This window comes from Oscillibacter valericigenes (genome assembly GCF_021531435.1).
GTDB classification, from domain to species: Bacteria; Bacillota; Clostridia; order Oscillospirales; family Oscillospiraceae; genus Oscillibacter; species Oscillibacter valericigenes_B.
This window is the reverse complement of sequence record NZ_JAFBIS010000002.1, coordinates 59,490-85,494: the sequence shown is the minus strand read 5'-3', so window position 1 is coordinate 85,494 and position 26,005 is coordinate 59,490. Positions and strand designations below refer to the sequence as shown.

Below are 26,005 nucleotides of genomic sequence, written 5' to 3'. Positions count from 1 at the left end.
CGTTTCTCCTCTGTCCTGATTTTTCTTATTTGTAGGCAATCATGATCGCCGTATAGTTATCCTGCTGCGGAAGCGCCTTTTCAGCCACAAAAGTTTCCAGCAGCCTGCAGCCTTCTTCAGGCTCCACGGTCATTGCCTCCAGCAGTTCGGGCGGCGTCAGGATACCACTGATACCGTCAGAACACAGCAGCAGCCGGTCTCCGGGAAGGAGGTGCAGCGGCTGTCGGCTCCTGTCGATCATCTTCAATTCATCAATGCCCAGAAATGCCGTTAGTCTTCGACCGTCCGGATCTTCCTCCGCTCGCGCACGGTCAATGATTTCTTCTTCCAGCGCATCCAGATAAAGGTCATTCAGGCAGGTATGCTCCCGGTTCACCTGGAACACACCGCCATTGCGCCCCAAAAAGATGGCGCTGTCACCCACACTGATCCAGTTCAGCGCATCTCCCAGGATGTGCACCGCTACCAGTGTTGTCCCGCTGCGCCCCGCGCACTGGTTGAAAATGTGCTGACTGACAGCATGGGTGCCCTCCATCAAATACTGCGAGACCTCTGCGTCCTCCGGCATTGAACGAAAAAGTTCCAGAAAGTTCTCTACTGCGAGTTCGCTGGCCATCTTCCCGTCTTCCATGCCGCCCATACCGTCTGCCACTACGGCAAACAGTCCGCGGCGGGACATCTCCGTCACGTCGGCAGCATTGGCGATTCCGAAGGAATCCTCCTGGTCTTCCCGGCAGCCAATACCCTGCAGGTTTGCTATGCGGATGGTATTGGACGGCTCTCGCCGCACAGGCGCCCCAGGTGCGGCAGGTTTATCCGGTGCGGAAGCATTCCGCCCAAAAATCCTGTCAAACAATCCCATTTTCCGCTCCCATTTTCCAGGTAAAATGCTCTCCGCACAAGGGCACAAACATCAGCTTGGTCTCACCGAAATCAATGATGTCGTAGGCCTTCAGCGGCATAGCGGAAAAGACCTCATCATCATTGAGATACACGATATTCCGCCCGTCGCCGGGAATCAGATTGAACCTGTTGTTTTTGTCGCTGTAACTGACCTTGGCATGATTTTCCGCCGAGATCTTCATGTCCCCGGTAATCACGATATCCATACGGTCACTGCGACCAATGGAGTTGATGCCGCCGCGAATGGTATAACTCTTGCCGCGGCTGGGACCTTCCACGCAAACCAACCAGCCAACTACCGGATCAAGTCCCATTTTAGCCTGCATAACACCCACTGTTTTGCCGGCAGCAGTCACACTGGTTCCATAACCGGCCGGAGCAGCCGTCCGCTCCGGCACAGAAGCCCCGCCGTATCCTCTGGGAGGCATGGTCTTATTGGCATCTGTAACACTCATCCCGTAGCCCTTGGGCGGCATGGTCTTTCCGCCTTCTGCCACGGGCACGCGGTTCAGCGGTGCGGTAGGCTGGGGTGCCGTCACAGAAACAGGTGCTGTCCGGTTCATGTCCACCGTGCGGAGGGGAGCCGTACGTCCGGCCGCAGCCACTGTAATTCTTTGGTTTCCATTGCAGTAAGGACAGGTGGGATGTACCTCGGGATCATACAAATGTCCCCGCCCACATTCGATCTGTGCCATGGAAGAATCCTCCTCTGTTCGTTTAGTTGATGGTCACACTGGGCACATGGTCCAGCGGAGACAGATCGGCGATTTGATTATCCTTATACTTGCGGATTTCCACACTTTTCAGATTCCGCAGATTGGCCAACGGCGAAATGTCCCGGACATTTCGGGCAGACAGTGACAGGGTCTGCAGATTGGTGAGCTTCCCCAGCGGGCTGATATCCTGTAAACCATTTTTTAAAGTGTAGTCATACAGATTCAGTTCCCGCAAATTCGTTAGCTTACCCAGTGCGGTAATGTCTGTTTCACCATCACCCAGGCTGATCCGAAGGCTGGTCAGCTGGCTCAGATTGCCCAGCGCCTCCAGATCAGCAGGACGGCTTCCATCCTGGTAATATGCATACAAGGCCAATGTTTTGAGCTTTGTCAGCTTTCCAAAGGGCTGATAGCTCTTCACTCCGGCAGATGTAGAAAAGCTTGTTAGCTCCGTCATATTTTCAATGCCGCTGAAGTCCACCATCTGATAGTCCTTTGTGCCGGGAAGATACAGTTCCTTCACCTTTGTCAGCTTGGACAGGGCATTGACGTCGGAATAGGTAGCATCGCTGCCATAAAGGCGAAGCGTCTGCAGATTGGTCAGATTTGCAATACCATCCAGATTTTCCAGGCCATCCGCACTGAATTGAAGCGTCTGCAGTCTCGTCATATTGGAAAACGCATCCAGGTTCTTCAGCCAGGGGTTGTTGCTGCTACTGTTCCATATATTCAGTTCCTCCATGGCCGTCAGCCCCTTCAGCGCACTGACGTCCTGCAGGCCGGAGTCAACATACATCTGGAGCTTTTTCAGAGAGGTCATCCCTTCCAGTCCCTTAAAAGACTTCAGACCGCTGCAGTAGAGTTCCAGAGTTTCCATCTGCGTCAGGTTGGAAAGGCCGCTGAGGTCTTCCACAAACACGCATGTAGAGTTGCCCGTATTTGTACTCAGGCGCAAAGTTTTGAGACTGGTCAACCCACTCAGCGCGTTCAGGCTGGAGATATTCATTTCTCCGTACAGCGTCAGTTCCTGCAGTTTATGCAGCCCTGCCAGAGGTTTCAGATCCTCCAACTGGTCCACTCCCAAAGCGAGTTGCTTCAGATTGGTCAGATTCTCCAGCGGGCTTAGGTCCGAGATGGTATTGCCGGTACCCCAGTAGCCGTCCATACCAAGATATTCCAATTCCGTCATACCGGAGAGTGGAGAAAGGTCAGAAATCGTATTCTTGAATGGGAGATTCAGTTCTTTCATCTTGGTCATGCCGGCCAAGGGCGAAAGATCAGAAATATTGGTATTTTCCGCCAAATTAAGATACATCATCTCTGTCATGCCCGCCAGGGGGGAAAGATCGGTGATGTCGTTTTCCCGCAGGTACAGATCCCTCAGCTGCGTCAGCCCTTCCAGACAGGAGATATCCGTAATATTATTTTTCTGCAGGTTCAGAGACTGCAGATTCACCATGTACTTCAAAGGCTCGATGTCTGCATCCGTCAGACCCATCTCATGCAGGTTTAAATTCCGCAGATCTGTGCTGTATTCCTGACCCGCAATTGTGATGCTCGGAACCTCCGATTTGATCAGCGGCGGCCCGCTGGTGTTGCCGCTGCTGGAAGCGGCCGGCTTACTTCCGCCGCCCAGCAATGCCACAGCGCCAACTGCAACTGCAAGGCAGGCAGCCGCGATACCCGCGATCATCCTGGTGTTGTTTTTCTTGGCGGTAGCTGCTGCGGCCTTTTCCGCTGCTACAGCGGCAGGCACCGCCGCCTCGGTCATAGACTGCTCCTCAATAGCGCGCAGGAACTCCTCCGCGCTCTGGAACCGGTCCTCCGGCTGCACAGCAAGGCCCTTCATGATGGCGTAGTCCAGCCAGGCCGGGATCTCAATACCGCTGTCGGTGATGCTGACGATATCGTCCTTGTCCAGCCGTTCCAGAGATTCCGGCGGCAGATAGCCGGTAATCGCTGCGTACATACAGGCTGCGCAGGAATACACGTCTGTGTAAGGGCCCTGACGACCGCGGCGGATGTACTGCTCCTTGGGAGCGTATCCAACCTTCAGGATAACATCCAGGCTTTTGCTTTTATCGCCAATGCTGTATCGGGCAGAGCCGAAATCCAGCAGCTTCACATTGCCATCCTTGGAAATATAAATATTGTCAGGCGTAACATCACGGTGGATGAAACCCTCCTGATGAACGGCTGTCAACGCCCGCAGGACCGGGATCATCACATCCAGCGTCTCCTGCACGCTGACCCGGCCACCCTGATTGGCAATATAGCTTTTAAAACTGACGCCCTCGATATAGTCCATAACGAAGTAGGACGTACCGTTCTCGTCAAAGTAGCTGGAAACACCGGCAATATTGGGATGGCCGATGAACTTAGCCAATGTCTGGGCCTCTTCCAGGAACCGCTCCGCACCGTAAGTAAACTCATCCGCTTTATCGCCAGATACTACAGACACCGTAGTTTCCTGAATACGGCTGGCAATCTCACTGGGCAAAAACTCCTTAATAGCCACCCGGGCATTCAGCTGCGTATCCAAAGCCAAATATGTAATGCCAAAGCCGCCCTGACCCAGCACCCGTCCAACGATATATCGTCCATTCAGCACTGTCCCAACTGGCAAGGCAATGGGGTATTTTTCCGCGTTTTGTACCGGGTCAAACCCGCAGTATGGGCAGGTTTCCCCTCCTTCGTAAGGCTGGAAACAGTTATAGCAAAGCTGCTCTGTTTCGCTCATCACTGCCATGGCAATTACTCCTTATTTCCCATATTGTCTCTTTTTTAGACAGTTTCAGTTTACTCTCAGTTTTTTCTTTCGTCAACTATTCCATATAGTTACAGTTCCCTTTTTTGTAAAAAAGGGAACATCTGCCGCTTTCTTTCGGGACTTAAAGATTATAAATACTCTTTTGCACTTGATCCATCGCACGTTGTCGCAGCTATTTTCCTCATTCTCAGCAAAAACAAAAACTCCCAAAGCATTGTGCCTCTACGAGTTTTACCAGACGATACAGGTCTCGAATTCGCAAATTACAATTTTCTATTGCTTTTTTATCCAAACATCTGATCTTCAGTTCTGAAATTATAAAATCCTGTACCAGCCAGTCCGATTGTTTTATTAAAGATGACCCGCGAAAGGGTCATAATAAGGGTCAAATTTAGGCCCGTGAAAGGACTGGCACACAATGGAAATCACCTATATACTCCTATAATACTCTGGCAGTCTATATCCCTATAGAAGATTAAGGCAACTCGCTTTCAAAAAACGATGTAAAAACACCCCGGAACCCATTGCGCCGCAATGGGTTCCGGGATCCTTTCTTTCCGATTCTCCGTGGGACGCGAAAAATGCAAAATGATTTCCATATTTTAGACGTTTTGCTTGCACCGTTGGGTTTCTGCAACTGCCGCAATTTACAAGCTTATACCGAACAATGATAGGGGGTTGTCTGACTGTCGACAAATCTACAGGAGAGGATACTCAACGTATAACGTAGACGATTGAGAACGCAGGTGCCGGAACGATTACATAACGGCTACGCATAACGTAAACAAAAAGATATGTTGACGATCGGCTACGTTATGCGTAACGAATGGTGCTTCCACAGAAATGCCATGTAGATTTTGGTATGATAGCCAATCCGTTTATCTCATGGTAAACTGATACCGTATTTATTCAATGAGCTTCCCCGGAACGGGCCTTGTTATGCAGTGAGCTGAGGATGCGGAGCATCCCGGCAGGTTGAACGGCTTTTGTCAGGAATGCGCTTGCGTTCTCGAACGGCAACGTTGTGCGTTATTCTCTTTCTGTAAAATGCCAAAAATAATTTCAAATTAGGCACGGATTAACACGAAATAACACCAGATAAACCATCAAAAAGTTTGACATCTTCGATATCTTGTGCTAATATAATCTTGTTTTTATTAGATATGCCCACTCCCGGCCAGTGGAGATTGCTAAGTTGTGAAGCGAACCCTAGATGTGGTCGCTATGACTCTGCACCCTTGTGCAGCTTTGATTTCCCCTCAGGGGTATTGGGATCTGTTTCCGCCCGTCTGATGGTTCCTGTGGCTTTGTACCCATAGGACTTCAGCACCTGCTTACATGATCGTGTGCAGGAATATTGCGTGAATAGGATCGGTTTTGGTTTTACCTGCTTTTGCAGGGATTGTAGGTACTGGGGAAAGCGCTGCTTCGTTTGATTGTGCAATCCCATTTTTAGGATGAATATTGCTTACTAGAGGTCTGAAAAAGGCGAAAGCCGTTTTCAGGCCTTTTTGTATCCATTTTTAGATGATGAAAGCCCGGTTCCAGTTCAGGATCAGTCTCTCTGAACTGTTGCGGGCGAGGAGGTTTTTGTATGTTGAAGCTTTTTATTACCAGAGGAAATGATTTCAGACCGGTCTGGACTGCCGGTCACTCCCGCTTCTGGCAAAGCGTGAGGTCCTTTTATCATGTCATCCAGCTGTGCCAGCGGCTGGGCTTTGTATCCGGGCAGTCAGAGTGTCCGGCCGGTCATACAAAGCATCCCCAGCAAATCAGAGCTGCACCGGAAGGTCGAAGAACACCAGCGGCATGTATGCTGCAGCCGTTCCCAACGGTCGTGTTCGCCGCAGTCTCACCAGACGGGGAGTTTCCATCTCTATGCGGCGTTGATACTAAACAGCCAATTTCATAAACAGAGACAGAGAACGGAACAGAGTTCCTAAGTGCTGATACAGCAAGGTTTCCTCAAGTGATCGGTTCCTGTTTCTGCGGAGATCATCCGGAAACAGGATGTTTGTGCCAACGGGTGTACTGCGTCCATTGGGCATTTCAGAACACAGGAGGAACCTTTTCATATGAGGATCAAGATTCAACAAGTCGGTATTTACGAAACGCTGGTATCTCAGTTGGATCGTATTTTCCGTCACAATCGGCAAGGCAGCTTTCATACGAAGCGTCGCTATTATGAGGCCATGAAGCGATTCTGTGCCTACTTGGCCGATGTGTACCATCTGCAGAAGCTGTCCAACATCAGCGGAAAGCATCTGGTCAGTTATGCGATCTATCTGCAGGACACCGGTAAATCGGCCAGTACCATCAAAACAGATCTGGCCGCCATCCGGTTTTTCCATGACAAGATGGACCACAAGTACACGCTGCCTTCCAACGACGAGTTGGGTATCACGCTGGAACGCCGCCGGTTCGGACAGGATGACCGTACCTGGAGCAATACGGAGTTCAACAAGATGCTGGGTAAGGCGTTGGCCATTGACCGCTATGACTTCATCCTCGCGATGTACCTGGCCCGGTATGCGGGCCTTCGTATCCATGAGTGCTTCCGCATCGACACCGCCACGGCGGAGCGGGCACTCCGGGAGAATGCCATCACCATCAAGGGCAAGGGCGGCAAGGTGCGGACTGTCCCTATCAATGAGCAGATCGCCATTGCCATGCGGAAGCAGCTGGAGCGCACGCCACGGGGGCATAAGCTGCTGGTGCCGGATGAGATGCCCACAGACCGGGCCATCAACCATCTGCAATTTTTCATTATGAAGCACCGGGACGAAGTGCGGGATGTGGATTCTGACCGTCCGATGACCTTCCATGGGCTTCGCCATACCTACGCGGCGGAGAAGTACCAGGAGCTGGTCAACAGCGGCAAGAGCGCTCTGGATGCCCATTTTGAAGTCTCCCGTCTGTTAGGTCATGAGCGGCCGGATGTGACCAACATCTATCTGGCCTCTGTTAAGGGAGGGCATCACGATGGAAACTAAATATCACTCCTATGATGATCTCCCCACCGTAATGACTGTGGAGGACTTGATGCCCATTCTTCATATTGGCCGAAATTCCGCCTATGCGTTGGTTCACAGCGGGAAAATCAAATGTGTCCGCATTGGAAAACAGATCAGAATTCCCAGGGATGCATTGATTGCGTTTCTTGAGGATACCCATTGACCGGAAGCTATGCAGGGCATATCATAATAGCAGGTATGTCCTGCGTGGCGGAAGGAGGTTATTATGCCACGCAAGAGCACAACGAGCAAAGGTGCCAGCGGCACCGGCTCGATTCGAAAAATTACGACCACCAGAAACGGGAAGCAGTACACATATTGGCAAGCCCGGTACACCGTTGGATATGATCCTGGTACAGGGAAGCAAATCCAGCGTTCCATTTCGGGGAAAACGCAGAAGGAAGTTGCCGAAAAGCTAAAAGCCACTACCACAGCGATTGATTGCGGCTCCTATATTGAGCCGAACAAGCAAACCCTTGGCCAGTGGCTGGACACTTGGATGGATACTTATCTGCTGAATATCAAGCCTCGCACCCTTGATATCTACAAGTCCGACATCCGGCTGCACATCAAACCCCTTTTGGGTGCTGTACGTCTGGACGCTTTGGATGCTCCAACCATCCAAGCAGCCTATATCAAGCTTCTGAGGCCCTCCAAAGAGCATCCCAAGGGTCTTTCCCCTAAGACGATTAAAAACGTCCACGGTGTCCTTCACAAGGCTTTGCAGCAGGCTGTTCTGATTGGGTATATCCGTTTTAACCCATCTGATGCCTGCATCCTGCCGCGTATCGAGAAGGCAAAAATCACGCCCTTTGATGACGAACAGATCACAGCCTTTTTGAAAGAAGCACAAGGAAATCGCTTTGAGACACTTTTGGTTGTCACTTTGTTCACAGGCGTCCGTGAAGGTGAGATTCTTGGGCTGACGTGGGACTGCGTTGATTTTAATCGCAGCATCATCACCATCGACAAGCAGATGCAGCTCCATCAGGAAAAAGGCTGCAAGGCCTATCATCTGGTTCCCACAAAGAACGACAAGGCTCGCTCCATTGTTGCCGCTCCGACTGTCATGACGCTCCTGAAACGCCATCGTATGATTCAGGCACAGCAAAAGTTAATGGCTGGTTCTGCATGGGGGAATACCGACAATCTGGTATTTACTGACCCGTTAGGCTGCCCGTTGACCAAACCGACAGTCTATCGGGAATTCAAGAAGCTTGCTGCCGCCATTGGCCGCCCCGATGCCAGGTTCCATGATTTGCGGCATTCTTACGCCGTTGCTTCGATCCGCTCCGGGGACGATATCAAAACCGTACAAGGCAATCTGGGCCATGCTACTGCATCTTTCACGCTGGACGTTTACGGTCATGTCACCATGCAGATGAAGCAGGCCAGCGCAGCTCGCATGGAGGAGTATATCAAAAGCGTCTCTGGTGGTTAACTCGCACGTTTTCATATCCCCGCAGCGATTGCCGCGCAGTTCTTCGAGACGCTGGTAAGGCTAAAAATAAGGATAAAAACGTGTTTCAGGGTAAAGAAAATCCCTAGAACCGTTGCGGCTCTAGGGATTCATTTGGAGGTGACACCCGGATTTGAACCGGGGAATCAGGGTTTTGCAGACCCTTGCCTTACCACTTGGCTATGTCACCATCGGATACATCTATATTATATGCAGACGAATCGAAAAAGTCCACACTTATTTTTAGATTTTGATGCCCACACTTTCGTGTGGGCATCATCTGGAGCGGGCAACGAGGCTCGAACTCGCTACCTCCACCTTGGCAAGGTGGCGCTCTACCAGATGAGCTATGCCCGCAGGTGGTGCCCAGAGCCGGAATCGAACCAGCGACACGTGGATTTTCAGTCCACTGCTCTACCAACTGAGCTATCTGGGCAAATCTTTTCCGCGCCATGCGGCGCGGCGTGGGGAATTTCAACCCCAAAGGGACCCACGAGATGGGAATTCCATCTCGTGGGAGATGGCGACCCGGAACGGGCTCGAACCGTCGACCTCTAGCGTGACAGGCTAGCGTTCTAACCAACTGAACTACCGGGCCATGTATGATAGTGGTGGGAACAACTGGACTCGAACCAGTGACCCCCTGCTTGTAAGGCAGGTGCTCTAACCAGCTGAGCTATGCTCCCGAGCTGCCGCACTCGTCAGACGGCAAAAGCTATTATACGCAAAGAAGCCCGGTCTGTCAACCCAAATCCTGAAAAAAATCAGATTTTTTTCTTCATCCTTTTCAGCAGTTCCTCCAAATCCGCCTTCGTGAAGGTCTGCACGTTATCGCAGAACTGGCAGCGCAGCTCCGCGCCGCCCTGTTCGTCGATCATCGCCTTCAGTTCCTCCGGTCCCAGGCTGATGAGCGCCCGCTCCATCCGGTCCCGGCTGCAGTAGCAGCGGTATTCGATAGGCGATTTCTCCAATATTTCCAGGTCAAAGTCGGACATGACCCGCCGCAGCAGAGACTCGGCGTCGCTGTCCTCATGCAGCAGCCCGGTCACCGCCCCGGCCGCCATGATGCCGCCCTCCACTTTTGCAATGACGTCCTCTCCGGCGCCGGGCATCAGCTGGATCAGGTAGCCGCCCGCCGCCAGCACGCTCCGGTCCCGGTCCACCAGGACGCCCAGGCCGCAGGCGGTGGGGATCTGCTCTGACTCCACGAAATAGGCCGCCAGGTCTTCGGCGATCTCGCCGCCCAGCAGCCCCACGCTGCCCACGTAAGGTTCCTTCATGTTCAGGTCCCGGATCACGGTCAGCGTGCCGTCACAGCCCACGGCGGAGCCTACGTCCAGCTTTCCGTCTGGTCGCAGGGGCAGGTCCACGGACGGGTCGTCCACCGTGCCCCGGACGTTGCCCTCGTTATCGGACACCGCCAGAACGGTGCCCAGGGGCCCGCCGCCCTTGATCTGCAGCGTCACGCTGGAGCCCTCGCCCTTCAGGGCGTTGCCCATCATGGACGCCGCCGCCAGAGTCCGGCCCAGCGCGGCCGTCGCCACGGGCGTCATCCGGTGGATCTGCCGGGCCCGCTCCGTCAGGTCCCTGGTGGACACCGCCACCGCTTTTACAAAGCCATCCTTGCTGATGGCGCGTACCAACTGGTCACTCATTGCCTCATTCTCCTTTTTCCGCACGGAAGATCCAGCGGTCCTCGTCCGCCCGGGGCGGCTTCATCGTCAAGTCGCCGGTAACGGTGATGTTCTGAAAGCCCGCCTCCGTCAGAAACAGCCGCAGCTGCTCCTCGCTCCAGGCCCGCTCCCGGTGCTCCTCAAAATCCCGGTCCCAGGTCCCCTCTCCGTTCAGCCGGAACAGGTCCACCTGATAGGTGCACACCTGGGTCCGCCGGGAGAAGAAGGTCCGCCACACGCAGAAGCTGTCCTCCGTCTCATCCATATACATCTGGCAGTCCATCCGCTCCAGCTTGTAGGGCGAATTGACGTCGAAAATAAACTGTCCGCCGGGCTTCAGCCAGCGGTATACCCGCCGGAAAGTCTCCCGGATGTCCTTCTCCCTGGTCAGGTAGTTCAGGGAGTCCAGGGTGGATACCACTGTGTCCACCGGCTCCAGCAGCCGCAGGCGGGGCATGGACTGGCGCAGGAACAAAGGCGGCCGCCCGTCAAGGGCCGCCGCTTTTCCTGATGCCTGGGTCAGCATTTCCTCCGAAGCGTCCGTGGCAATGACCTCGTATCCCCGCTGGGCCAGCAGGCAGGCGATGGTTCCCGTGCCGCAGGCCAGGTCCAGCACGGAGTGGACCGGAATACGGCTCTTGCGGAACAGCCGCTCCAGCCAGTCCGCCCGCTTGCGGTAGCTGCCGTCCGCCATGAGACCGTCATAGCTGGAGGCCAGGGCGTCATAGCTGCTCATTTCTTCTTCATCCGGGCAAAGAGTTTTTCATAGGCGCCCGTACCATAGCTCAGGGACCGGTTCACCCGGCTGATCGTCGCGCTGGAAGCACCGGTGCGCTCCAAAATATCGTTATAGATCATGCCGTCGTCCAGAAGGGACGCCACCTCGAACCGCTGCTCCATGGAACGCAGCTCGGATACGGTGCAAAGATCCTGAAAAAAGTCGTAGCACTCCTGCTCATCCTTCAATTGGAGGATTGCCTTGTAAAGCTGGTCACTCTTTTCCTTTTTGCCGATTTTGACCATAGCAAACACCCCTTTTCGGCGCGCTGATCGCTCCGCACGCAGTTTTATATATTTTAGCATTGTAGAGTGCGAAAGTAAAGGGGTCCTCCGCAAAATTTTTTCATGCTTTAAAGTATGGGTATCACCTCCCGGTCCCTCCCGGCATAGGCTGGAGCAAGGAATGACCAGGGAGGGGAGCGGCATCCATGAGAGTGTGTCTGACAGAACTGCGCACAGAGCCCTTTGCGGCGGAGCGGGAGTGGACAGTGGAGGGCATCCCGGTGCTGACTGCTTCCGTGGAGGTCCCTCAGCCCCAGGGGACGGATATTGTCTCCCGCCGTATCCGGCGCTATTATCAAACCCAGTGCCGCTCCTTTCTGAAATACTGCGAACGCTGGCTGCTGCCCCAGGCGGAGGCGGAATACCGGTCCGCTCTGGCGGCCAGCGCCCCCCTGCCCTGTTTTCGGGCGGAGCTGGGCTACCGGGTGACCTACAACGAGGGCGGCCTCTGGAGCCTGTACACACAGTCCCGGGAGCACACGCTCCCCGGCCCCGCGCTGCTTACCCGCCGGGGGGATACCTGGGATCTGACCACCGGTTATCCCGTTCCGCTCTCCGCTTTTTTCCCCGTCCGAAGCTCCTGGCGAAAGCAGCTCCTGTCCCTGGCGGCAGAGGAGATCCAGCGGCAGGAACGGGCCGGGATCTCCCGCTATGATCCCGACTGGCGGAAAAAACTCCGCCGCCGCTTCAACTCCCGGAACTATTATCTCACAGAGGAGGGCCTGACATACTTCTTCCCCATGTACGCCATCGCCCCGGCGGCGGAAGCGATCCCCGCTTTCACGCTGCCGTATGGCGAGAGGGCCCTTCTCCCTCCTGCCGAACACAGAACATAAGGAAAAGCGGGCCTGCTTTTCAGCAGGCCCGCTTGGTGCGTTTGGCTTATTTCCCGGCGCCGACGCCGTGGGTGGACTTCACCACCATGCCGGTCAGGGCGAACAGGGCGATGGCGTTGGGGATGACCATGAGGTTGTTGAACATATCGGTCAGCTCCCACACCAGGTCGTTGCTCATCACCGTGCCCAGGAAGATGAACACCAGGGCGATGACGGAGTAGATCTTGGCGGACTTCTTGCCGAACAAGTAGATGACGTTGATCTTGCCGAACAGGTTCCAGCTCAGCACGGTGGAGAAGGCGAAGAAGAACAGGCAGATGGCCACGAACATAGCGCCCAGATTAGAGCCGAACACGGTGCCGAAGGCGGTCTGGGCCAGGTTAGCCTTGCCGATGCCCTCGGGGATGACACCGGAGGCCAGGATGCCGTCGGAGGTGTACAGGGTGGAGATGATCACCAAGGCGTTCAGGGTCAGCACCACGAAGGTGTCGATGAACACGCCGATCATGGCCACGACGCCCTGGTCATGGGGGTCGGCGACATTGGCCTGGGCGTGGGCGTGGGGGGTGGAGCCCATGCCGGCCTCATTGGAGAACAGGCCGCGCTTGGCGCCCTGGCTGACAGCGGTCTTGATGGCATAGCCAAAGCTGCCGCCGATAATGGCCTGGGGCTGGAAGGCGTACTTGAAGATCATGCCGAAGGTTGCGGGGATGTACTTGATGCGGGCAATGAGGATGACTAGGCCGCCCAGCAGGAAGATGCCCGCCATGACGGGGACGATCTTCTCCGTGACGGAGGCCAGACGCTGGACGCCGCCCAGGAAGATGATGCCGCAGATGATGACCAGCACGGCGCCCACGATCCAGGAGGGGATGCCAAAAGCGGTCTGGAAGGTAGAGCCGATGGAGTTGGACTGGACCATGCAGCCCATGAAGCCCAGGGCCAGGATGATGGCGACGGCGAAGAAGCCGGCCAGGAACTTGCCGAAGGCGCCCTTGAAGGCGGTGGTGATGTAGTAGACGGGGCCGCCGTGGATGGTGCCGTCCTTGTCCACGACCCGGGTCTTGAGGGCCAGGGTAGCCTCCGCATAGATGGTGGCCATGCCGAAGAAGGCGATGATCCACATCCAGAAGATGGCGCCGGGGCCGCCGGTGAGGATGGCGCCGGAGGCGCCCACGATGTTGCCGGTGCCCACCTGGGCGGCGATGGCGGTGGCCAGGGCCTGGAAGGAACTCATACCGCTCTCCTGCTTCCCGCCCCGCAGGGTCAGGTTGCCGAACACCTTCTTCATGCCCTCACCGAAGCAGCGGATCTGGACGAAGCGGGTCTTGATGGAGTACCAGAGGCCGACGGCCACCAGCAGGAACACCAGGATGTAGTTGGACAGGTACGTGTTGATGTTGACAACGATGTCAAGCAGCGCGGATTCCACAGATGCGAACATAATTTGTTTCCCTCCTGCAAAATAAAACGGGCCGGCTGGTGACCCAGCCGCCCCGGAAAAGAAAGCACAGAAGCCCACGGATGCTCCCATCCGCGTTTCCCTACTCTGTCCTTTTACCTGAGAGATTCAGCGGCCGCGCCGCCTTGCACCTTCGGTACCCGTCATCGGGCTTCTCCAGAGCCACATCCATTCTTAGTCCCCACCCGGTGCGCCGGGCGCCTGAGAGTTTCACTCCTTCGGCGGGCTTTCGCCGCTTCCCTAAGAACTTCGTTTGCCGTTTTTTAAATTGTGGTATTACCATACCACGCCCCCGCATGGTTGTCAACACCATTTTTCGCCAATTTGTCCGTCTCGCAGCGACGTGTATTCGTGTTTTGTGGACAAAAAGACCGTCCACGTTCTCCGCGGACGGTCTCCTTATCATCAGTAAAACTCCCGGATATAGTCCAGCACATCCTGCCGAGTGCCCTGGAAGGGGCCGGGCGTCTCCATTTTCAGTGACACCAGCGCGGTGCAATACTGGAGGGCATCACGGACAGACGCCCGCTGGCGCTCGGTGATGTAGCCGGCAAAGGTGGTGTCGCCCCGTCCCGTGCGGCCGGACAGGTTCCGGGCCTTGATGGGGCAGGTGTAGACGTCCTTGCCGTCATAGGCCAGCACCTCGGTGTTGTGGGTGATGAGCACTTCCTTCGCGCCCCAGCTGTGCAGCAGCTTGGCCGCCTCCGCCCGGTCCGTGAGGCCGGTCATGATCTCCGCCTCGGCGGCGTCGGTCTTGAGGTAGTCGATGCAGGGAAGGTATTCCATCTTCTCCGCCCAGTCGTGGAAGGCCATGGTCTTATCCGCCTCCACGTGCCGCAGCAAACACTGGACGTCCACCGCCACCTTGCCGTGCTTGGCGGCCTCGGCGAACAGGGCGCCGTCAAAGTCGCCGTACACCAGTCCGGCGAAGTGGTAAATCTTCGTCTCGATGTCCGGCAGCTCCTCAAATTTGAAGGGGTCGCACACGCCCATGGAGGTGCAGGCACGCTTCTCCTTGTCGGCGGTGAAATACTGGTTGCGGATGGAGCAGGTGGCCCTGGATTCCTTCCAGAAAAGGTCCGCGCCGGAGTCCTTGAACCGGGCCTCCACGTCGGCGTCGGCGGGGTTCAGCTTGGTGAACAGAGCCGTCTTGTTGCCGCTTTTGGCCGCCGCGAAGCCGGAGGCCACCACAGCGCCGCCCAGCTCCTTGCGCTCGTTGCCCTGATAGTCGATGTTGTGATCCAGGGACACCGGGCCGATGACCAGCACATCGTATGTCTTTCCCATGATTTTTTCTCCTTCCTGATCGAGGCGTTACAGTTCTTCCACGGAAACGACGCCGGGAACGGCGTTCATCTCCGTCAGCAGCCTTTCCACACCGCACCGTCTGTTCAGCCGCAGCGTGAAGATGGCGCAGGCGTTGTGGGTCTCGCTCTCCGTGGAGCGGGTGATCTCCATGTTGATGACTTTCAGCTCCCGCTCCCGGTAGAGCTTCAGCACTTTTTCCAGGCAGGGCTTGCCGCTGTACTCCATGAACAGATTGACCTCCGGCGCGTTATCCAGCATCCGGTACTCCAGCTTGGAAAACAGCAGCTCCGCCAGCAAAATCAGCCCTGTGGCGGCAATACCGCCCTCGTAAAAGCCGCCGCCCAGCGCCAGGCCGACGATGGCCGCGGTCCACAGGCCCGCCGCGGTGGTCAGGCCCTTCACCCGCTGGCGGCGGGTGACGATGATGGTGCCCGCACCGATGAAGCCCATGCCCGCCACCACCTGGGCGCCCAGGCGGGCCATATCGGTATAATAGTGCATATTCAGGTAGAGGAACTGGCTGGTCAGCGTCGTCATCGCCGCGCCCAGGCAGATCAGGATATGGGTGCGGAACCCCGCCGGGCGGCGCTTATACTCCCGTTCAATGCCGATGATGCCGCCGCAGACCACCGCCAGCACCATCCGCACGGTGACGGACGCAATGGTCACATCCCGCAGCCCGTCAAACATGGACAACATGCTTCCCCACCTCCTTAAATCTCATCAATGATGCGGACGGATTCCAGCTCGGAGATAGCCGCCAGCACCTGGGTATGCATCTGCTTATGGTTCAGATGGATGGAGAACACCGCGCTGGGGTGCCGGGATTTCTCCTCCCGGCCATGGTCGATCTCCACATCGTAGATCTGCACATCCTGGGATTTGATGCGGTTCAGAATATCTCCCACATCGTCCAGGGAGTTGAACTCCACATAGATATTCATGTTCCGGGCATTTTCCACGATGTAGTTCTCCACATGGGGCAGCACCCGGATGACTAAGGAGATGAGCAAGAAGGCCAGCAGCACACACTCATAGAACCCGGCGCCGATGGCCAGGCCCGTGCAGGCGGAGGCCCACAGTCCCGCCGCGGTGGTCATGCCCTTGACCTCCTGGTGTCCGGTCACAATGATGGTACCTGCGCCCAGAAAACCAATGCCGTTGACCACCTGGGCACCGAACCGGCTCACATCCGTCCGCAGGCCGATCTCCGCCGCCAGCTCTGCCCAGTCATGGGTGATCATGTAGTACTCATACTGGCTCAGCAGCATGGTCAGCGCCGCCCCCAGGCATACCAGCATATACGTGCGGAAACCTGCCGCCCGGCCCTTTCTGCCCCGCTCCAGGCCGATCATGCCGCCGAACAGCATGGCCAGCACCAGGCGCAGCAGCACGGCGCCCGTATTCAACCCCCGCAGACAGTCCAACGCCTCGATCAAAAAAAGTTCCTCCCTCGCCAGGGGCACCGCCCCATGATAAAGTCGGGAGGAAGAACCGGCGTTTCGCCGCTTCTTCCTCCGTATCATAATTCTCTGCTTCCCTCAGAGGCGCGTCAGCAAACGTTTGCGCTCCCCCACTCACGCCTTTCTTATTGCCTATTACATTTACCATCTTTTTGCGTTTTTGTCAATCTATTTCCGAATTATCCGGCCGTTTTTGGCTGTATTGCCCAATTATCCTGGGGTTTTCTGCACACTCCGCCCAAAACGGCCGGCTCCCGGTCAATGACCTACCATGATGTCCAGGATCTCCTCGTCGGTGCCCCGCATTCCAAGGCGGGCCAGGCGGCCCACATTGCCGATGGTATTTTCCACGCCCTTCTGGATGATGCCCTCGCCGCCCACAAACTGATGGCCGCCGTTGACGTACATGTAATAGCCCATCAGCCCCGCGTCCACGGCGGAGGCGATCTTCGCCGCGCAGGAGGGCTTGGCTCCGTCACAGATCATACCGGAGCAGATGGCCAGCGTGTTGGCGATGGTATGGGCCACCACGTCGTACCGTCCGCCCCGCAGGTATGCGATGCCGGCGGCGGCGCCGCAGCCGGCGCTGACGGCTCCGCAGAAGGCGGACAGCCGCCCGATGCCGGTCTTCTGGTGGATGGTCACCAGATCAGCCACCGCCAGCGCCCGGTACAGCTCCTCCTCGGAGGCGCCCATGTCCCGTGCGTACTCGATGACGGGCAGAGAGGTGGTCATGCCCTGGTTGCCGCTGCCGGAGACGATCACAACAGGCATCTCGCAGCCGCTCATCCGGGCGTCGGACCCGGCGGCGGCAGCGGCCTTGGCCCGGACAGCCACATCGTCCCCGTACAGGCCCCGGAGGGTCTTGCCCACCTCGGCGCCCCAGCCGCCCTTCAGTCCCTCGGCGGAAATGGCGCTGTTGTACGCCACCTGGCGGTCCAGGAGCTCCTTCACATCGGCCACATCCAGGCAGTCCGCAAATTCGATGATCTCCCTGACGGACAGCACGGAGCGGTCTGTCTGTTCCTCACCGCCCCTGTCACCGGCATCAGCCTGGAACAGTACCTTCTCGTCCTTCTGGATGCGGGTGATATTCGTGTGGAAATCCACGATCTCGCAGCAGGCGGAGTGCTCTCCCGCCATGACGGTGATGTTGATATAGAACACCCGGTCCCCCTCGGCGGGCACCACGTGGAACTCGCAGGTCTCCAGCAGGCGGTGCATGGCCTGGATGTCCTCCGCCGTTACCTGGGACAGCACCTCCAGCTCCAGGTCCGCCCGTCCGGCGGCAAGGCCCGCGGCTGCCGCGGCCTCGATGCCCTTCAGCCCGCCGGTATTGGGCACCGTCACAGCCTTCACATTCTTGATGATATTGCCGCTGACCTCTACCCGGCAGCGCTCCGGCACAGTGCCCAACGCCATCCGGGCCTTGGCCGCCGCCAAAGCGATGGCAATGGGCTCCGTACAGCCCATGGCGGGGATCAGCTCTTCCTCCAAAATCTTCACATAGCTGTCATAATGGGGCGTCTTGTTCATTCCGTTCTCCTCCTTCATCCCAGTACCACGTCCAGCAGCATCATCACCAAAAAGCCCAGCATCACGCTGACGGTGCCCGTGTGGGAATGCTCGCCCAGCTGCGCCTCGGGGATCAGCTCCTCTACCACTACATAGATCATGGCGCCCGCGGCAAAGGCCAGCACCCAGGGCATCACGCCCGTGATACTGCCCGCCACCAGCACCGTCAGCAGGCCGAAGATGGGCTCCACGATGCCGGAGGCCGCGCCGCAGGCGAAGGCTTTCCAGCGGTCCACCCCCTGGGAGCGCATGGGCAGGGATACGGCGGCGCCCTCCGGGAAGTTCTGCAGTCCCATGCCGATGGCAAGAGCCAGCGCCGCCGCCAGGGCGCCGGAGGCGGTATCCTGGGCCGCCACGGAAAAGCTGAGACCCACCGCCATGCCCTCCGGAATATTGTGGAGGGTCACGGCCAGCACGATCATGGTGGTCCGCTTCCAGTGGGCGGGCAGGCCCTCCGCCTCGTCGCTGCCGATGTGCAGGTGGGGCAGCAGGCGGTCCAGCGCCATGAGAAACAATCCACCCAGCAGGAAGCCGCCGCCCACCGGCAGCAGCACGTTCTGTCCCCGGCTCTCCGCCATGTCCATGGCGGGGATCAGCAGCGACCACACCGACGCGGCGATCATGACGCCTGCCGCGAAGCCCAGAAACACCTTCTGCATGGTATGGGACATGTCCTTTTTAAAAAAGAACACCATCCCCGCGCCCAGCACCGTAGCAAGACAGGTAAAGCCGGTACCCAGGGCGGCGTAAAGCAGTTCACGCTGCAGCATTTTTGTTCCTCCTCACCGGATCACATTCCAGTACAGCCACAGCCCCGCCGGAATGATGATCTGCAATGCCAAAATTGCCGGAATGCCGAAGCGGAAGCTCTTGTGCAGCGTCTTGTGGTGCCACACCCGCATTCCCAGCAGCGCGCCCACGCTGCCGCCCAGGGCGGAGAGCAGAAACAGCGTCTTCTCCGGCACCCGCCGGGTCTTTTCGTGGGTCTCCTTGTATTTTGCCTTCCACTTGTCCAGGCCAAATATGAAAAAGGTGATGAGATTGATCACCAGCAGATAACAGCCCAGCAGCGCCCAGGGGTTTCCCACCACAGCAAACAGCGTGGCTGTGGTGGCCTCCGGCCGGTAAACTATTTTGTCCATTCGCAGCCTCCGAAAAAATGAACTGGACGGTCTCTTCCGTCCAGTTCATTTTACCATATTTCTCAGCCCTTGGCAAGCTTGCACAGCTCGCCGGCGGTCCGGGCAGCCAGGCGGGCATTGTTGTACACCAGTTGGATGTTGGAGGCCAGGGAGTCGCCGCCGGTCAGGTCCTTGATCTTCGCCAGCAGGAAGGGCGTGGTCTCCTTGCCGTGGATGCCCAGGCGCCCCGCCTCGGCCACGGCCTCGTCGATGGCCTTGTTGATGACGTCCGCATCCATAGAGAACTCCTCGGGGATGGGATTCGTCACCAGCATACCACCGCCCAGGCCCATATCCTGCTTGACGAAGAACGCCTTCGCCAGGTCAGCAGGGGTGTCGATGCGATAGTCCACCTTGAAGCCGGACTTCCGGGTGTAGAAGGCGGGCAGCTCCTCGGTGCCGTAGCCGATGACGGGCACGCCGTGGGTCTCCAGATACTCCAGTGTCAGCCCCAGGTCCAGGATGGACTTGGCGCCGGCGCAGACCACCATGACGGGGGTGTGGGCCAGCTCCTCCAGGTCGGCGGAGATGTCAAAGGTCTGCTGGGCGCCCCGGTGGACGCCGCCGATGCCGCCGGTGGCAAAGACCTGGATGCCCGCCATGTGGGCAATGATCATGGTGGTGGTGACGGTGGTGGCGCCGTCCTTCCCCTCGGCCACCAGCACGGGCAGGTCCCGGCGGCTGGCCTTGGCAACAGCGGTGCCGGTCTTGCCCAGGTAGTCGATCTCCTCCGGGGACAATCCCGCCTTCAGGCGGCCCTTGATAACGGCGATGGTGGCGGGCACCGCGCCGTTCTCGCGGATGATCTTCTCCACGTTCAGCGCGGTCTCCACGTTCTGGGGATAGGGCATGCCGTGGGAGATGATGGTGGACTCCAAGGCCACCACTGGGCGGCCCTCGGCCAGGGCCTGCTGCACTTCAGGGGCAATATCCAGATAGCGATTCATATATGATACCTCCATTAAGTTTTACAGGGTCGTTTACGAATATCAAACCGCCAGACGGCCAGGGCGAAGGATGCCAGGGCCACTACTTCGATGGCGGCGCAGGAATAGGACTGGGCGATCAGGTTATACAGCAGCACCAGGGGAGAATTCAGCAGGAACAGCAGCCGGGTCAGCCGCATGTCGTGGACCCACAGGGCCACGGTGGTCAGCATCATGGCGCCGCCCAGCAGCAAGCAGTAGGGGCCGTCCCAGGTCAGCAGCGGGGACACGGCGTAGCACACCAGGAAGAACGCCAGCCACAGGGGGCTTTTCGCCCACCTGCGGTCATTGTAGGAGCAGACCACGGCCCGGCCCAGGCCCAGGCAGTTGATGAGCGCGCCGGTCCAGGCCCCCAGCAGGCTGTAATGGACGACCCACAGCACACAGCACAGCACCTGAAGGGACAGGATCTTCTTCCGGCTGCCGCTTTGCAGCGCTGTGATGGCAATGACGGAACCCGTCAGGCCGATGAGCTGGATGAGCCAAAAAGGAACGGACATAAATGGAAACCTCTTTTACAAATTTTAAAAATTGCCGCGCCGCATCAAAGGCCGGCCCGCTTCCGCAGGGCCTCGGCGCTCATAGAGGGATTGATGGTCTCGCCGCTCTCTATGGCGATGGCGCTGGCGGCAAGGCCCGCTTTGGCGGTGTCCTCCAGGTCCGTGCCCTGGAGGTAGGCCCAGGCGATGGCAGCCATGAAAGCGTCGCCGCAGCCGGTGGTGTTGACCATGTCGGCAGGCAGCACCGGCAGGCGGAGCCGTCCTCCGGAGCGGTCGGCGGCAAACACACCGCCGCTGCCAAGGGAGATGAACACCCGGTGGAGGCCGGTATCAAGCAGGGCGTCGGCGGCTTTGTGCAGGCTCTCCTCGTCCGTGATGGCCACGCCGGACAGCAGCTCCGCCTCAATGCGGTTGGGCTTGATGGTGTGGAGTTTTCCCAGCACCGGCTTCAGCTTCACCGCCTTGGCGGTGGACACCGGGTCGGCAAAAATGGGCACCGGGCAGTTCTCCGCCAGCCACGCGATGCTCTCCGCGGGGATGTTGGTGTCGATGACCACCACCTGGCTGCCGCAGAGCAGCTTCTGCCGCTGGGAGAGCACTTGCGGCGTCAGGTGGCGGTAGATATCCATGTCGCTGACGGCCAGCACCATGTCGCCCTTCTCGTCATTGATAAAAAGGTAGGTGCTGGTCCGCCCGCCGGGGATAATGGGAGACCGGGAGATGTCGATGCCAAGCTCCCCGCAGCTGGCGGCGATCTTCTGGGCGTTCAGATCGTCGCCGAAGGCCGTCACCATCCGCACATCCAGCCCCAGCAGGCTCATGTTGTGGGCAATGTTCCGCCCCACGCCGCCGAGACTCATGCCCACGGTGCCGGGGTTGGAGTCCTGGGGCACCAGCGCCCCGGCGGGCTGCCCGCCGATGTCCACATTCACGCCCCCCACCACGGTCACGTAAGGCGCGGTGTGGACGATGTAGCCCTTGCCGGTGATGTAGCCCTTTTTCATCAGGTTGGAGATGTGCACCGCCACGGAGGACCGGGTGATGCCCGCCTTATCCGCCAACTCCTGCTGGGAGATGAGGGGATTTTCCTCGATCCAGTTCAAAAGCTGCCGTTCCCGCTGGGTCATGGCCCTGCCTCCGTTCTAAGCAAAAGTTTGCTTGTCTAATCTATTGTTTATAATATCAGATTCCATGCCAATGTCAACGGTTATTTTGCCGTTTATCCCATCTATGTTACCGTCTGTCCCGTTCCGCTGGACGGCGGCATCTTTCTCCGCTATACTGAATGCAGAAACATGGAGGGAGGGACGTCCGTGAAGCTGGAGCTGCAGATCGACCCGGCGCTGCCGGAGGTGACTGTGACCGTCCGCGCCCCGGCCCAAACGCCGGAAGTAGATGCCCTGCTGGGCCGTCTGGCAGCGGCAGACACGCCTCTGCTGGGTTTCCGGGAAGACGGCACCGCCGTTCCCCTGGACCTGGATACTGTTCTCCGCTTTTACGGCGAGGACAAGGACGTCCGGGTGCAGACCGCTGGCAGCGTTTACACCGTCCGGGAGCGGCTCTATGAGCTGGAGCGGCGGCTGGCGGGCCGTCCCTTTGCCCGGGTCTCTCACTCGGAGATCGTGAATCTGAAGCGGGTGACGGCTCTGGACCTGCGTCTGACAGGCACCATCCGCATGACCCTCACCGGGGGCGTGACGGTCTATGTCTCCCGGCGGTATGTGAAGAAAATCAAGGAGGTGCTGGGCTTATGACGGAGCGCGGGGAAATTTCCCGGGAACTGGTCCGCCGGGCCGCCATCGGCTTTCCCTTTGGCGCGGCGCTTGTATACCTGGTGTTTCTGCTGGGCGGCCTGTTCGGTTTCCCGGCGCCGGAGGGAACTGCCGTTCCCGTTGTGACAGCGGCCATGGCGGAGCGCTGGGGCAGCCCCATTACAGCGGCGCTGGTGCAGTTTTTCTGGTCCGGCCTGCTGGGGGCGGTGCTGGAAACGGCGGAGGTGCCCTTCCGCCTGGAACGGCGGACGGCGCTCTGGTCCGGCGTCCACTTTCTGCTGACGGCGGCGGTCTTCTCCCTGGCGGGCTGGCAGTGCCGATGGTTCCCCTACCGGGAGACCTGGCTGTGCCTGCTGGGGCTGCTCCTGCTGTGCTATCTGCTGATGTGGGCGGTGCGGTATGTGGGCTGGCGGCAGGACGTCCGGGCCATCCGAAAAGGCGTGGGTCTGCCGGAGGAGCCGGAGCAGCCCGACTGTCGGAAGGCCGCGCCCTACGCCCTTCTTGCGGCGGCAGTGGAGCTGCTTCTCCCCTGGCTGCTGCGGCTGCTGGATGCCCGGGACGTACCGGTGCTGACCGGCATCTTCTACCCCTTTCTCATCCTGCCTCTGTTCTGCTTTTTCAGCAGTTGGTCTCTGGCAAAGCGGTGCCGCCGGCTGTGGCTGGTCTATCCCGTTCTCTGCGCCCTGCTGACCCTGCCCTGCGTGTTCCTGCTGTACAACGCCAGCGCCCTGTTTCAGGTCTGGGTCTCGGCCATCGCCGCCCTGACGGGCGGGCTCTTCGGCGCCCTTTGGAAAAAAAGCAGAAAATAATGGAACCAAACCGCCTCCTTTTCCGACTAAGCGGATAAAGGAGGCGGTTTTCCGTGAAAAAATGGTCTTTGTTTCTGGCGCTTTATTTCTGCGTCTGCCTGTTGGCGTCCTGTGCGGCCGGCGGCAGCCCCGTATCCGGCGGTACGCCCTCCAATGAGCAGCAGACCGGTGGCGAAAGCGCCCAACCCGTGTCGGTCACAGCTGTCTGCCGGGTGGTCTCCAACGACGGTTCGCTCCTGCTGGCGGGTACGGACGGCGACCCGAATATCTACATCCTGACCCTGGAGGACGCCGCGAATCCGGCTGCCGGAACGCTGGTGGAAGTCACCTACGACGGCACCATCCTGGAGACCTGGCCCGCCCAGCTTGGCGGCGTCACCGCCGTGAAGACTGCGGAGGACGGCTTTGACGACCGCTGCGCCCTGTATTTGCAGGTCCTGGAGGACCTGTGGGAAGTGGACTCCGGGTTGAACGGTGAGCTGACCTATATCGGCGTGGACCTGTCGGAGACAAGTTTGTCCGAAAGCGAGCGCTCCGCCGTGGCCTGGGCTTTTGCCGGGCGTCACGGCGGCGAGCTGGTCACCGGCACCTGGGAGGAGTTGGCGGATCAGGGCTACATCGACCGGGAAAACCTGTACTGGGAGGACGGCATCCTGTTTACCATCACGGAGAAGGAGGAGCCGGTGTATTTCATGCCGGAGGGCATGGCGGCCGTCACCTTCGACGCGGAGAAGTGGCGCTCCGGCCTGGGGGCCTACTTCTTCTGCGACTGCACCTCCGTCCAGTCCGCCGACGGCCATTGGGACGGATACAGTGTGGGCAGCGAGGCCATTTCGTGAGGCAGGCGCAGCGGGGCGGCTGTCAAAATCTTTCGTTTCCTCTTGTAAAATCGGCGGGAATGGAGTACAATACCTCATTATTGTGTGATGATCCCACCAAAAACAAGAAAACGGGTGAATTTCAATGAGTTATACGAAAATCGCAGCGATCTTTGCCGACCAGGAGACCCTGTCCGGCAAGGAGGTCACCGTGGGCGGCTGGGCCCGCACCATCCGGGACATGAAGAACTTCGGCTTCATTGAGCTGAACGACGGCTCCTGCTTCAAGAACCTCCAGGTGGTCATGGAGGCCGGCTCTTTGGAGAATTACAAGGACATCGCTGCCCAGAACGTGGGCGCGGCCCTCATCGTCACCGGCACCGTGGTGCTGACCCCCGATGCCAAGCAGCCTCTGGAGGTGAAAGCCAGTAAAATCGAAGTGGAGGGCACCTCCTCTCCTGACTATCCCCTGCAGAAGAAGCGCCACAGCGTGGAGTTCCTGCGGACCATCCAGCACCTGCGTCCCCGGACGAACCTGTTCTCCGCCACCTTCCGGGTGCGGAGCGTGGCGGCCTACGCCATCCACCAGTTCTTCCAGGAGCGGGGCTTCGTCTACGTCCACACCCCCATCATCACCGCCAGCGACTGCGAGGGCGCCGGTGAGATGTTCCGGGTCACCACCCTGGACCCCGAGAATCCGCCCCGCAACGAGGACGGCACCATCGACTACACCCAGGACTTCTTCGGCAAGCCCGCCAACCTGACGGTCTCCGGCCAGCTCAACGCCGAGAACTTCGCCATGGCCTTCGGCGACGTGTACACCTTCGGCCCCACCTTCCGGGCGGAGAATTCCAATACCCAGCGCCACGCCGCCGAGTTCTGGATGATCGAGCCGGAGATGGCCTTCACCGACCTGAAGGGCGACATGGATGTGGCCGAGGCCATGATCAAGTTCGTCATCAAGGAAGTCATGGCCAAGTGCCCCGACGAGCTGGCCTTCTTCAACAGCTTTGTGGACAAGGGCCTCATCGAGCGTCTGGAACACGTTGCTTCTTCCGACTTCGGCCGGGTGAGCTACACCGAGGCCGTGGAGATCCTGGAGAAGAACAACGACAAGTTCGACTACAAGGTGTTCTGGGGCTGCGACCTCCAGACCGAGCATGAGCGGTATCTCACCGAGCAGGTGTACAAGAAGCCCGTGTTCGTCACCGACTACCCCAAGGAGATCAAGGCCTTCTACATGCGCATGAATGACGACGGCAAGACCGTGGCCGCCGCGGACTGCCTGGTCCCCGGCATCGGCGAGATCATCGGCGGCAGCCAGCGTGAGGAGCGGCTGGAGCTGCTGGAGGGCCGCATTGCCGAGCTGGGCATGAAGCCCGAGGACTACTGGTGGTACTGCGACCTGCGGCGCTACGGCTCCTGCAAGCACGCGGGCTTCGGTTTGGGCTTCGAGCGCCTGGTCATGTACCTCACCGGCGTGTCCAACATCCGGGACGTCCTGCCCCATCCGAGAACTGTCGGCAACGCGGAATTCTGATCGTTCAATCAAAACAGTGCCTGGTCCAGTGTGGACCAGGCACTCTTATTTGTCCGGACATTAGTATTTCTTATATTAAAGTTGTAAAAATATATCTGCACTTCTTTTGAAAAGACTCTTCCATTTCTTTAAATTTCGTGGTATATTTTTCAGGCACG

Annotated in this window: 24 protein-coding genes, 5 tRNA genes and 1 riboswitch; of the genes, 8 read left to right on the top strand and 21 right to left on the bottom strand. The window is 58.2% G+C overall.

Annotated elements, in window-relative coordinates:
• Positions 1-25 precede the first annotated feature (25 nt).
• Genes JQM68_RS01510 through JQM68_RS01500 form a run of 3 tightly spaced genes read right to left on the bottom strand, consistent with a single transcriptional unit; the run spans position 26 to position 4,368 of the window.
• The gene (locus JQM68_RS01510; protein ID WP_235221148.1) at positions 26-862 is read right to left on the bottom strand and encodes a PP2C family protein-serine/threonine phosphatase; all 837 of its coding nucleotides are present in this window, start codon (positions 860-862) and stop codon (positions 26-28) included.
• Positions 849-1,598 carry an FHA domain-containing protein gene (locus tag JQM68_RS01505; protein ID WP_235221147.1) on the bottom strand — a complete coding sequence of 250 codons (750 nt, stop codon included), beginning with the start codon at positions 1,596-1,598 and terminating at the stop codon, positions 849-851. Before JQM68_RS01505 ends, JQM68_RS01510 begins: the two co-directional genes overlap by 14 nt.
• Positions 1,599-1,620: 22 nt before the next feature.
• Complete coding sequence (locus JQM68_RS01500; RefSeq protein WP_235221146.1) at positions 1,621-4,368, bottom strand: leucine-rich repeat domain-containing protein; 2,748 nt, start codon at positions 4,366-4,368, stop codon at positions 1,621-1,623.
• Positions 4,369-6,464: 2,096 nt separating this feature from the next.
• Between JQM68_RS01500 and JQM68_RS01495 the strand changes: the two genes are divergently transcribed.
• From JQM68_RS01495 to JQM68_RS01485, 3 genes are all read left to right on the top strand, one after another.
• Entirely contained in the window at positions 6,465-7,382 is a 918-nt protein-coding gene (locus tag JQM68_RS01495; RefSeq protein WP_235221145.1) for a tyrosine-type recombinase/integrase, read from the top strand.
• On the top strand, positions 7,372-7,566 hold the full coding sequence (locus JQM68_RS01490) for a helix-turn-helix domain-containing protein (protein WP_235221144.1): 195 nt from the start codon (positions 7,372-7,374) through the stop codon (positions 7,564-7,566). Before JQM68_RS01495 ends, JQM68_RS01490 begins: the two co-directional genes overlap by 11 nt.
• 63 nt (positions 7,567-7,629) lie before the next feature.
• On the top strand, positions 7,630-8,844 hold the full coding sequence (locus JQM68_RS01485) for a tyrosine-type recombinase/integrase (RefSeq protein WP_235221143.1): 1,215 nt from the start codon (positions 7,630-7,632) through the stop codon (positions 8,842-8,844).
• Positions 8,845-8,977: 133 nt separating this feature from the next.
• Here the strand turns inward: JQM68_RS01485 and JQM68_RS01480 are convergent.
• The 8 genes from JQM68_RS01480 to JQM68_RS01445 all read right to left on the bottom strand — a co-directional run bounded on the left by JQM68_RS01480 (position 8,978) and on the right by JQM68_RS01445 (position 11,558).
• Positions 8,978-9,052, bottom strand: a tRNA-Cys gene (locus JQM68_RS01480).
• 91 nt (positions 9,053-9,143) lie between these two features.
• Positions 9,144-9,219: transfer RNA gene (locus tag JQM68_RS01475), tRNA-Gly, on the bottom strand.
• A 3-nt stretch (positions 9,220-9,222) separates the two neighbouring features.
• Positions 9,223-9,298: transfer RNA gene (locus tag JQM68_RS01470), tRNA-Phe, on the bottom strand.
• A gap of 85 nt (positions 9,299-9,383) precedes the next feature.
• Positions 9,384-9,460, bottom strand: a tRNA-Asp gene (locus JQM68_RS01465).
• Positions 9,461-9,471: 11 nt separating this feature from the next.
• Positions 9,472-9,548: transfer RNA gene (locus JQM68_RS01460), tRNA-Val, on the bottom strand.
• Positions 9,549-9,626: 78 nt separating this feature from the next.
• Positions 9,627-10,517, bottom strand: a complete 891-nt coding sequence (gene hslO / locus JQM68_RS01455) for an Hsp33 family molecular chaperone HslO (RefSeq protein ID WP_235221142.1) — start codon at positions 10,515-10,517, stop codon at positions 9,627-9,629.
• A gap of 4 nt (positions 10,518-10,521) precedes the next feature.
• Positions 10,522-11,271: a class I SAM-dependent DNA methyltransferase gene (locus JQM68_RS01450; protein WP_235221141.1), complete on the bottom strand. Its 750-nt coding sequence runs from the start codon at positions 11,269-11,271 to the stop codon at positions 10,522-10,524.
• On the bottom strand, positions 11,268-11,558 hold the full coding sequence (locus JQM68_RS01445; RefSeq protein ID WP_235221140.1) for a YerC/YecD family TrpR-related protein: 291 nt from the start codon (positions 11,556-11,558) through the stop codon (positions 11,268-11,270). The genes JQM68_RS01450 and JQM68_RS01445 overlap by 4 nt, the downstream gene beginning before the upstream one ends.
• A 185-nt stretch (positions 11,559-11,743) precedes the next feature.
• On the opposite strand from JQM68_RS01445, the gene JQM68_RS01440 reads away from it, so the two are divergent.
• A complete protein-coding gene (locus JQM68_RS01440; RefSeq protein ID WP_235221139.1) occupies positions 11,744-12,433 on the top strand; it encodes a DUF3298 domain-containing protein in 690 nt (229 codons plus the stop codon).
• 46 nt (positions 12,434-12,479) lie between these two features.
• On the opposite strand, the gene JQM68_RS01435 is transcribed toward JQM68_RS01440, so the two are convergent.
• The 10 genes from JQM68_RS01435 to JQM68_RS01390 form a co-directional block, all read right to left on the bottom strand.
• Positions 12,480-13,877 (bottom strand): alanine/glycine:cation symporter family protein, encoded by a 1,398-nt coding sequence (locus JQM68_RS01435; protein ID WP_235221138.1) that lies wholly within the window; start codon positions 13,875-13,877, stop codon positions 12,480-12,482.
• A 95-nt stretch (positions 13,878-13,972) separates the two neighbouring features.
• Positions 13,973-14,065: riboswitch (glycine riboswitch) on the bottom strand.
• A 235-nt stretch (positions 14,066-14,300) separates the two neighbouring features.
• Positions 14,301-15,182: a PfkB family carbohydrate kinase gene (locus JQM68_RS01430; RefSeq protein ID WP_235221137.1), complete on the bottom strand. Its 882-nt coding sequence runs from the start codon at positions 15,180-15,182 to the stop codon at positions 14,301-14,303.
• Between the two features lie 27 nt (positions 15,183-15,209).
• Entirely contained in the window at positions 15,210-15,902 is a 693-nt protein-coding gene (locus tag JQM68_RS01425; protein WP_235221136.1) for an MgtC/SapB family protein, read from the bottom strand.
• Positions 15,903-15,916: 14 nt separating this feature from the next.
• Positions 15,917-16,729: an MgtC/SapB family protein gene (locus JQM68_RS01420; RefSeq protein WP_235221135.1), complete on the bottom strand. Its 813-nt coding sequence runs from the start codon at positions 16,727-16,729 to the stop codon at positions 15,917-15,919.
• Positions 16,730-16,924: 195 nt separating this feature from the next.
• Complete coding sequence (locus JQM68_RS01415; RefSeq protein ID WP_235221134.1) at positions 16,925-18,202, bottom strand: L-cysteine desulfidase family protein; 1,278 nt, start codon at positions 18,200-18,202, stop codon at positions 16,925-16,927.
• A 14-nt stretch (positions 18,203-18,216) separates the two neighbouring features.
• Positions 18,217-19,011 carry a ZIP family metal transporter gene (locus JQM68_RS01410; protein ID WP_235221133.1) on the bottom strand — a complete coding sequence of 265 codons (795 nt, stop codon included), beginning with the start codon at positions 19,009-19,011 and terminating at the stop codon, positions 18,217-18,219.
• 12 nt (positions 19,012-19,023) lie between these two features.
• Complete coding sequence (locus tag JQM68_RS01405; protein WP_235221132.1) at positions 19,024-19,383, bottom strand: DUF1294 domain-containing protein; 360 nt, start codon at positions 19,381-19,383, stop codon at positions 19,024-19,026.
• Positions 19,384-19,445: 62 nt separating this feature from the next.
• Positions 19,446-20,369: a pseudouridine-5'-phosphate glycosidase gene (locus JQM68_RS01400; RefSeq protein ID WP_235221131.1), complete on the bottom strand. Its 924-nt coding sequence runs from the start codon at positions 20,367-20,369 to the stop codon at positions 19,446-19,448.
• A 14-nt stretch (positions 20,370-20,383) separates the two neighbouring features.
• Positions 20,384-20,908, bottom strand: a complete 525-nt coding sequence (locus JQM68_RS01395; protein ID WP_235221130.1) for a YgjV family protein — start codon at positions 20,906-20,908, stop codon at positions 20,384-20,386.
• Between the two features lie 44 nt (positions 20,909-20,952).
• Positions 20,953-22,035: a PfkB family carbohydrate kinase gene (locus JQM68_RS01390; protein WP_235221129.1), complete on the bottom strand. Its 1,083-nt coding sequence runs from the start codon at positions 22,033-22,035 to the stop codon at positions 20,953-20,955.
• A 186-nt stretch (positions 22,036-22,221) separates the two neighbouring features.
• Between JQM68_RS01390 and JQM68_RS01385 the strand changes: the two genes are divergently transcribed.
• The 4 genes from JQM68_RS01385 to asnS all read left to right on the top strand — a co-directional run bounded on the left by JQM68_RS01385 (position 22,222) and on the right by asnS (position 25,847).
• Positions 22,222-22,662: a LytTR family DNA-binding domain-containing protein gene (locus tag JQM68_RS01385; protein WP_235221128.1), complete on the top strand. Its 441-nt coding sequence runs from the start codon at positions 22,222-22,224 to the stop codon at positions 22,660-22,662.
• Entirely contained in the window at positions 22,659-23,489 is an 831-nt protein-coding gene (locus JQM68_RS01380) for a DUF3021 family protein (RefSeq protein ID WP_235221127.1), read from the top strand. Before JQM68_RS01385 ends, JQM68_RS01380 begins: the two co-directional genes overlap by 4 nt.
• 53 nt (positions 23,490-23,542) lie before the next feature.
• The gene (locus JQM68_RS01375) at positions 23,543-24,328 is read left to right on the top strand and encodes a hypothetical protein (RefSeq protein ID WP_235221126.1); all 786 of its coding nucleotides are present in this window, start codon (positions 23,543-23,545) and stop codon (positions 24,326-24,328) included.
• Positions 24,329-24,452: 124 nt separating this feature from the next.
• Positions 24,453-25,847, top strand: a complete 1,395-nt coding sequence (asnS, locus tag JQM68_RS01370) for an asparagine--tRNA ligase (RefSeq protein ID WP_235221125.1) — start codon at positions 24,453-24,455, stop codon at positions 25,845-25,847.
• The last annotated feature ends 158 nt before the right edge of the window (positions 25,848-26,005 follow it).

Bases quoted from the DNA above. Each gene is read 5' to 3' on its own strand.
- hslO (WP_235221142.1), bottom strand. From the start codon at position 10,517: ATGAGTGACCAGTTGGTACGCGCCATCAGCAAGGATGGCTTTGTAAAA.
- JQM68_RS01450 (WP_235221141.1), bottom strand. From the start codon at position 11,271: ATGAGCAGCTATGACGCCCTGGCCTCCAGCTATGACGGTCTCATGGCG.
- JQM68_RS01430 (WP_235221137.1), bottom strand. From the start codon at position 15,182: ATGGGAAAGACATACGATGTGCTGGTCATCGGCCCGGTGTCCCTGGAT.
- JQM68_RS01445 (WP_235221140.1), bottom strand. From the start codon at position 11,558: ATGGTCAAAATCGGCAAAAAGGAAAAGAGTGACCAGCTTTACAAGGCA.
- JQM68_RS01490 (WP_235221144.1), top strand. From the start codon at position 7,372: ATGGAAACTAAATATCACTCCTATGATGATCTCCCCACCGTAATGACT.
- JQM68_RS01425 (WP_235221136.1), bottom strand. From the start codon at position 15,902: ATGTTGTCCATGTTTGACGGGCTGCGGGATGTGACCATTGCGTCCGTC.
- asnS (WP_235221125.1), top strand. From the start codon at position 24,453: ATGAGTTATACGAAAATCGCAGCGATCTTTGCCGACCAGGAGACCCTG.
- JQM68_RS01435 (WP_235221138.1), bottom strand. From the start codon at position 13,877: ATGTTCGCATCTGTGGAATCCGCGCTGCTTGACATCGTTGTCAACATC.
- JQM68_RS01405 (WP_235221132.1), bottom strand. From the start codon at position 19,383: ATGGACAAAATAGTTTACCGGCCGGAGGCCACCACAGCCACGCTGTTT.
- JQM68_RS01500 (WP_235221146.1), bottom strand. From the start codon at position 4,368: ATGGCAGTGATGAGCGAAACAGAGCAGCTTTGCTATAACTGTTTCCAG.
- JQM68_RS01400 (WP_235221131.1), bottom strand. From the start codon at position 20,369: ATGAATCGCTATCTGGATATTGCCCCTGAAGTGCAGCAGGCCCTGGCC.
- JQM68_RS01380 (WP_235221127.1), top strand. From the start codon at position 22,659: ATGACGGAGCGCGGGGAAATTTCCCGGGAACTGGTCCGCCGGGCCGCC.
- JQM68_RS01410 (WP_235221133.1), bottom strand. From the start codon at position 19,011: ATGCTGCAGCGTGAACTGCTTTACGCCGCCCTGGGTACCGGCTTTACC.
- JQM68_RS01415 (WP_235221134.1), bottom strand. From the start codon at position 18,202: ATGAACAAGACGCCCCATTATGACAGCTATGTGAAGATTTTGGAGGAA.
- JQM68_RS01440 (WP_235221139.1), top strand. From the start codon at position 11,744: ATGAGAGTGTGTCTGACAGAACTGCGCACAGAGCCCTTTGCGGCGGAG.
- JQM68_RS01420 (WP_235221135.1), bottom strand. From the start codon at position 16,729: ATGATACGGAGGAAGAAGCGGCGAAACGCCGGTTCTTCCTCCCGACTT.
- JQM68_RS01505 (WP_235221147.1), bottom strand. From the start codon at position 1,598: ATGGCACAGATCGAATGTGGGCGGGGACATTTGTATGATCCCGAGGTA.
- JQM68_RS01395 (WP_235221130.1), bottom strand. From the start codon at position 20,908: ATGTCCGTTCCTTTTTGGCTCATCCAGCTCATCGGCCTGACGGGTTCC.
- JQM68_RS01390 (WP_235221129.1), bottom strand. From the start codon at position 22,035: ATGACCCAGCGGGAACGGCAGCTTTTGAACTGGATCGAGGAAAATCCC.
- JQM68_RS01485 (WP_235221143.1), top strand. From the start codon at position 7,630: ATGCCACGCAAGAGCACAACGAGCAAAGGTGCCAGCGGCACCGGCTCG.
- JQM68_RS01495 (WP_235221145.1), top strand. From the start codon at position 6,465: ATGAGGATCAAGATTCAACAAGTCGGTATTTACGAAACGCTGGTATCT.
- JQM68_RS01510 (WP_235221148.1), bottom strand. From the start codon at position 862: ATGGGATTGTTTGACAGGATTTTTGGGCGGAATGCTTCCGCACCGGAT.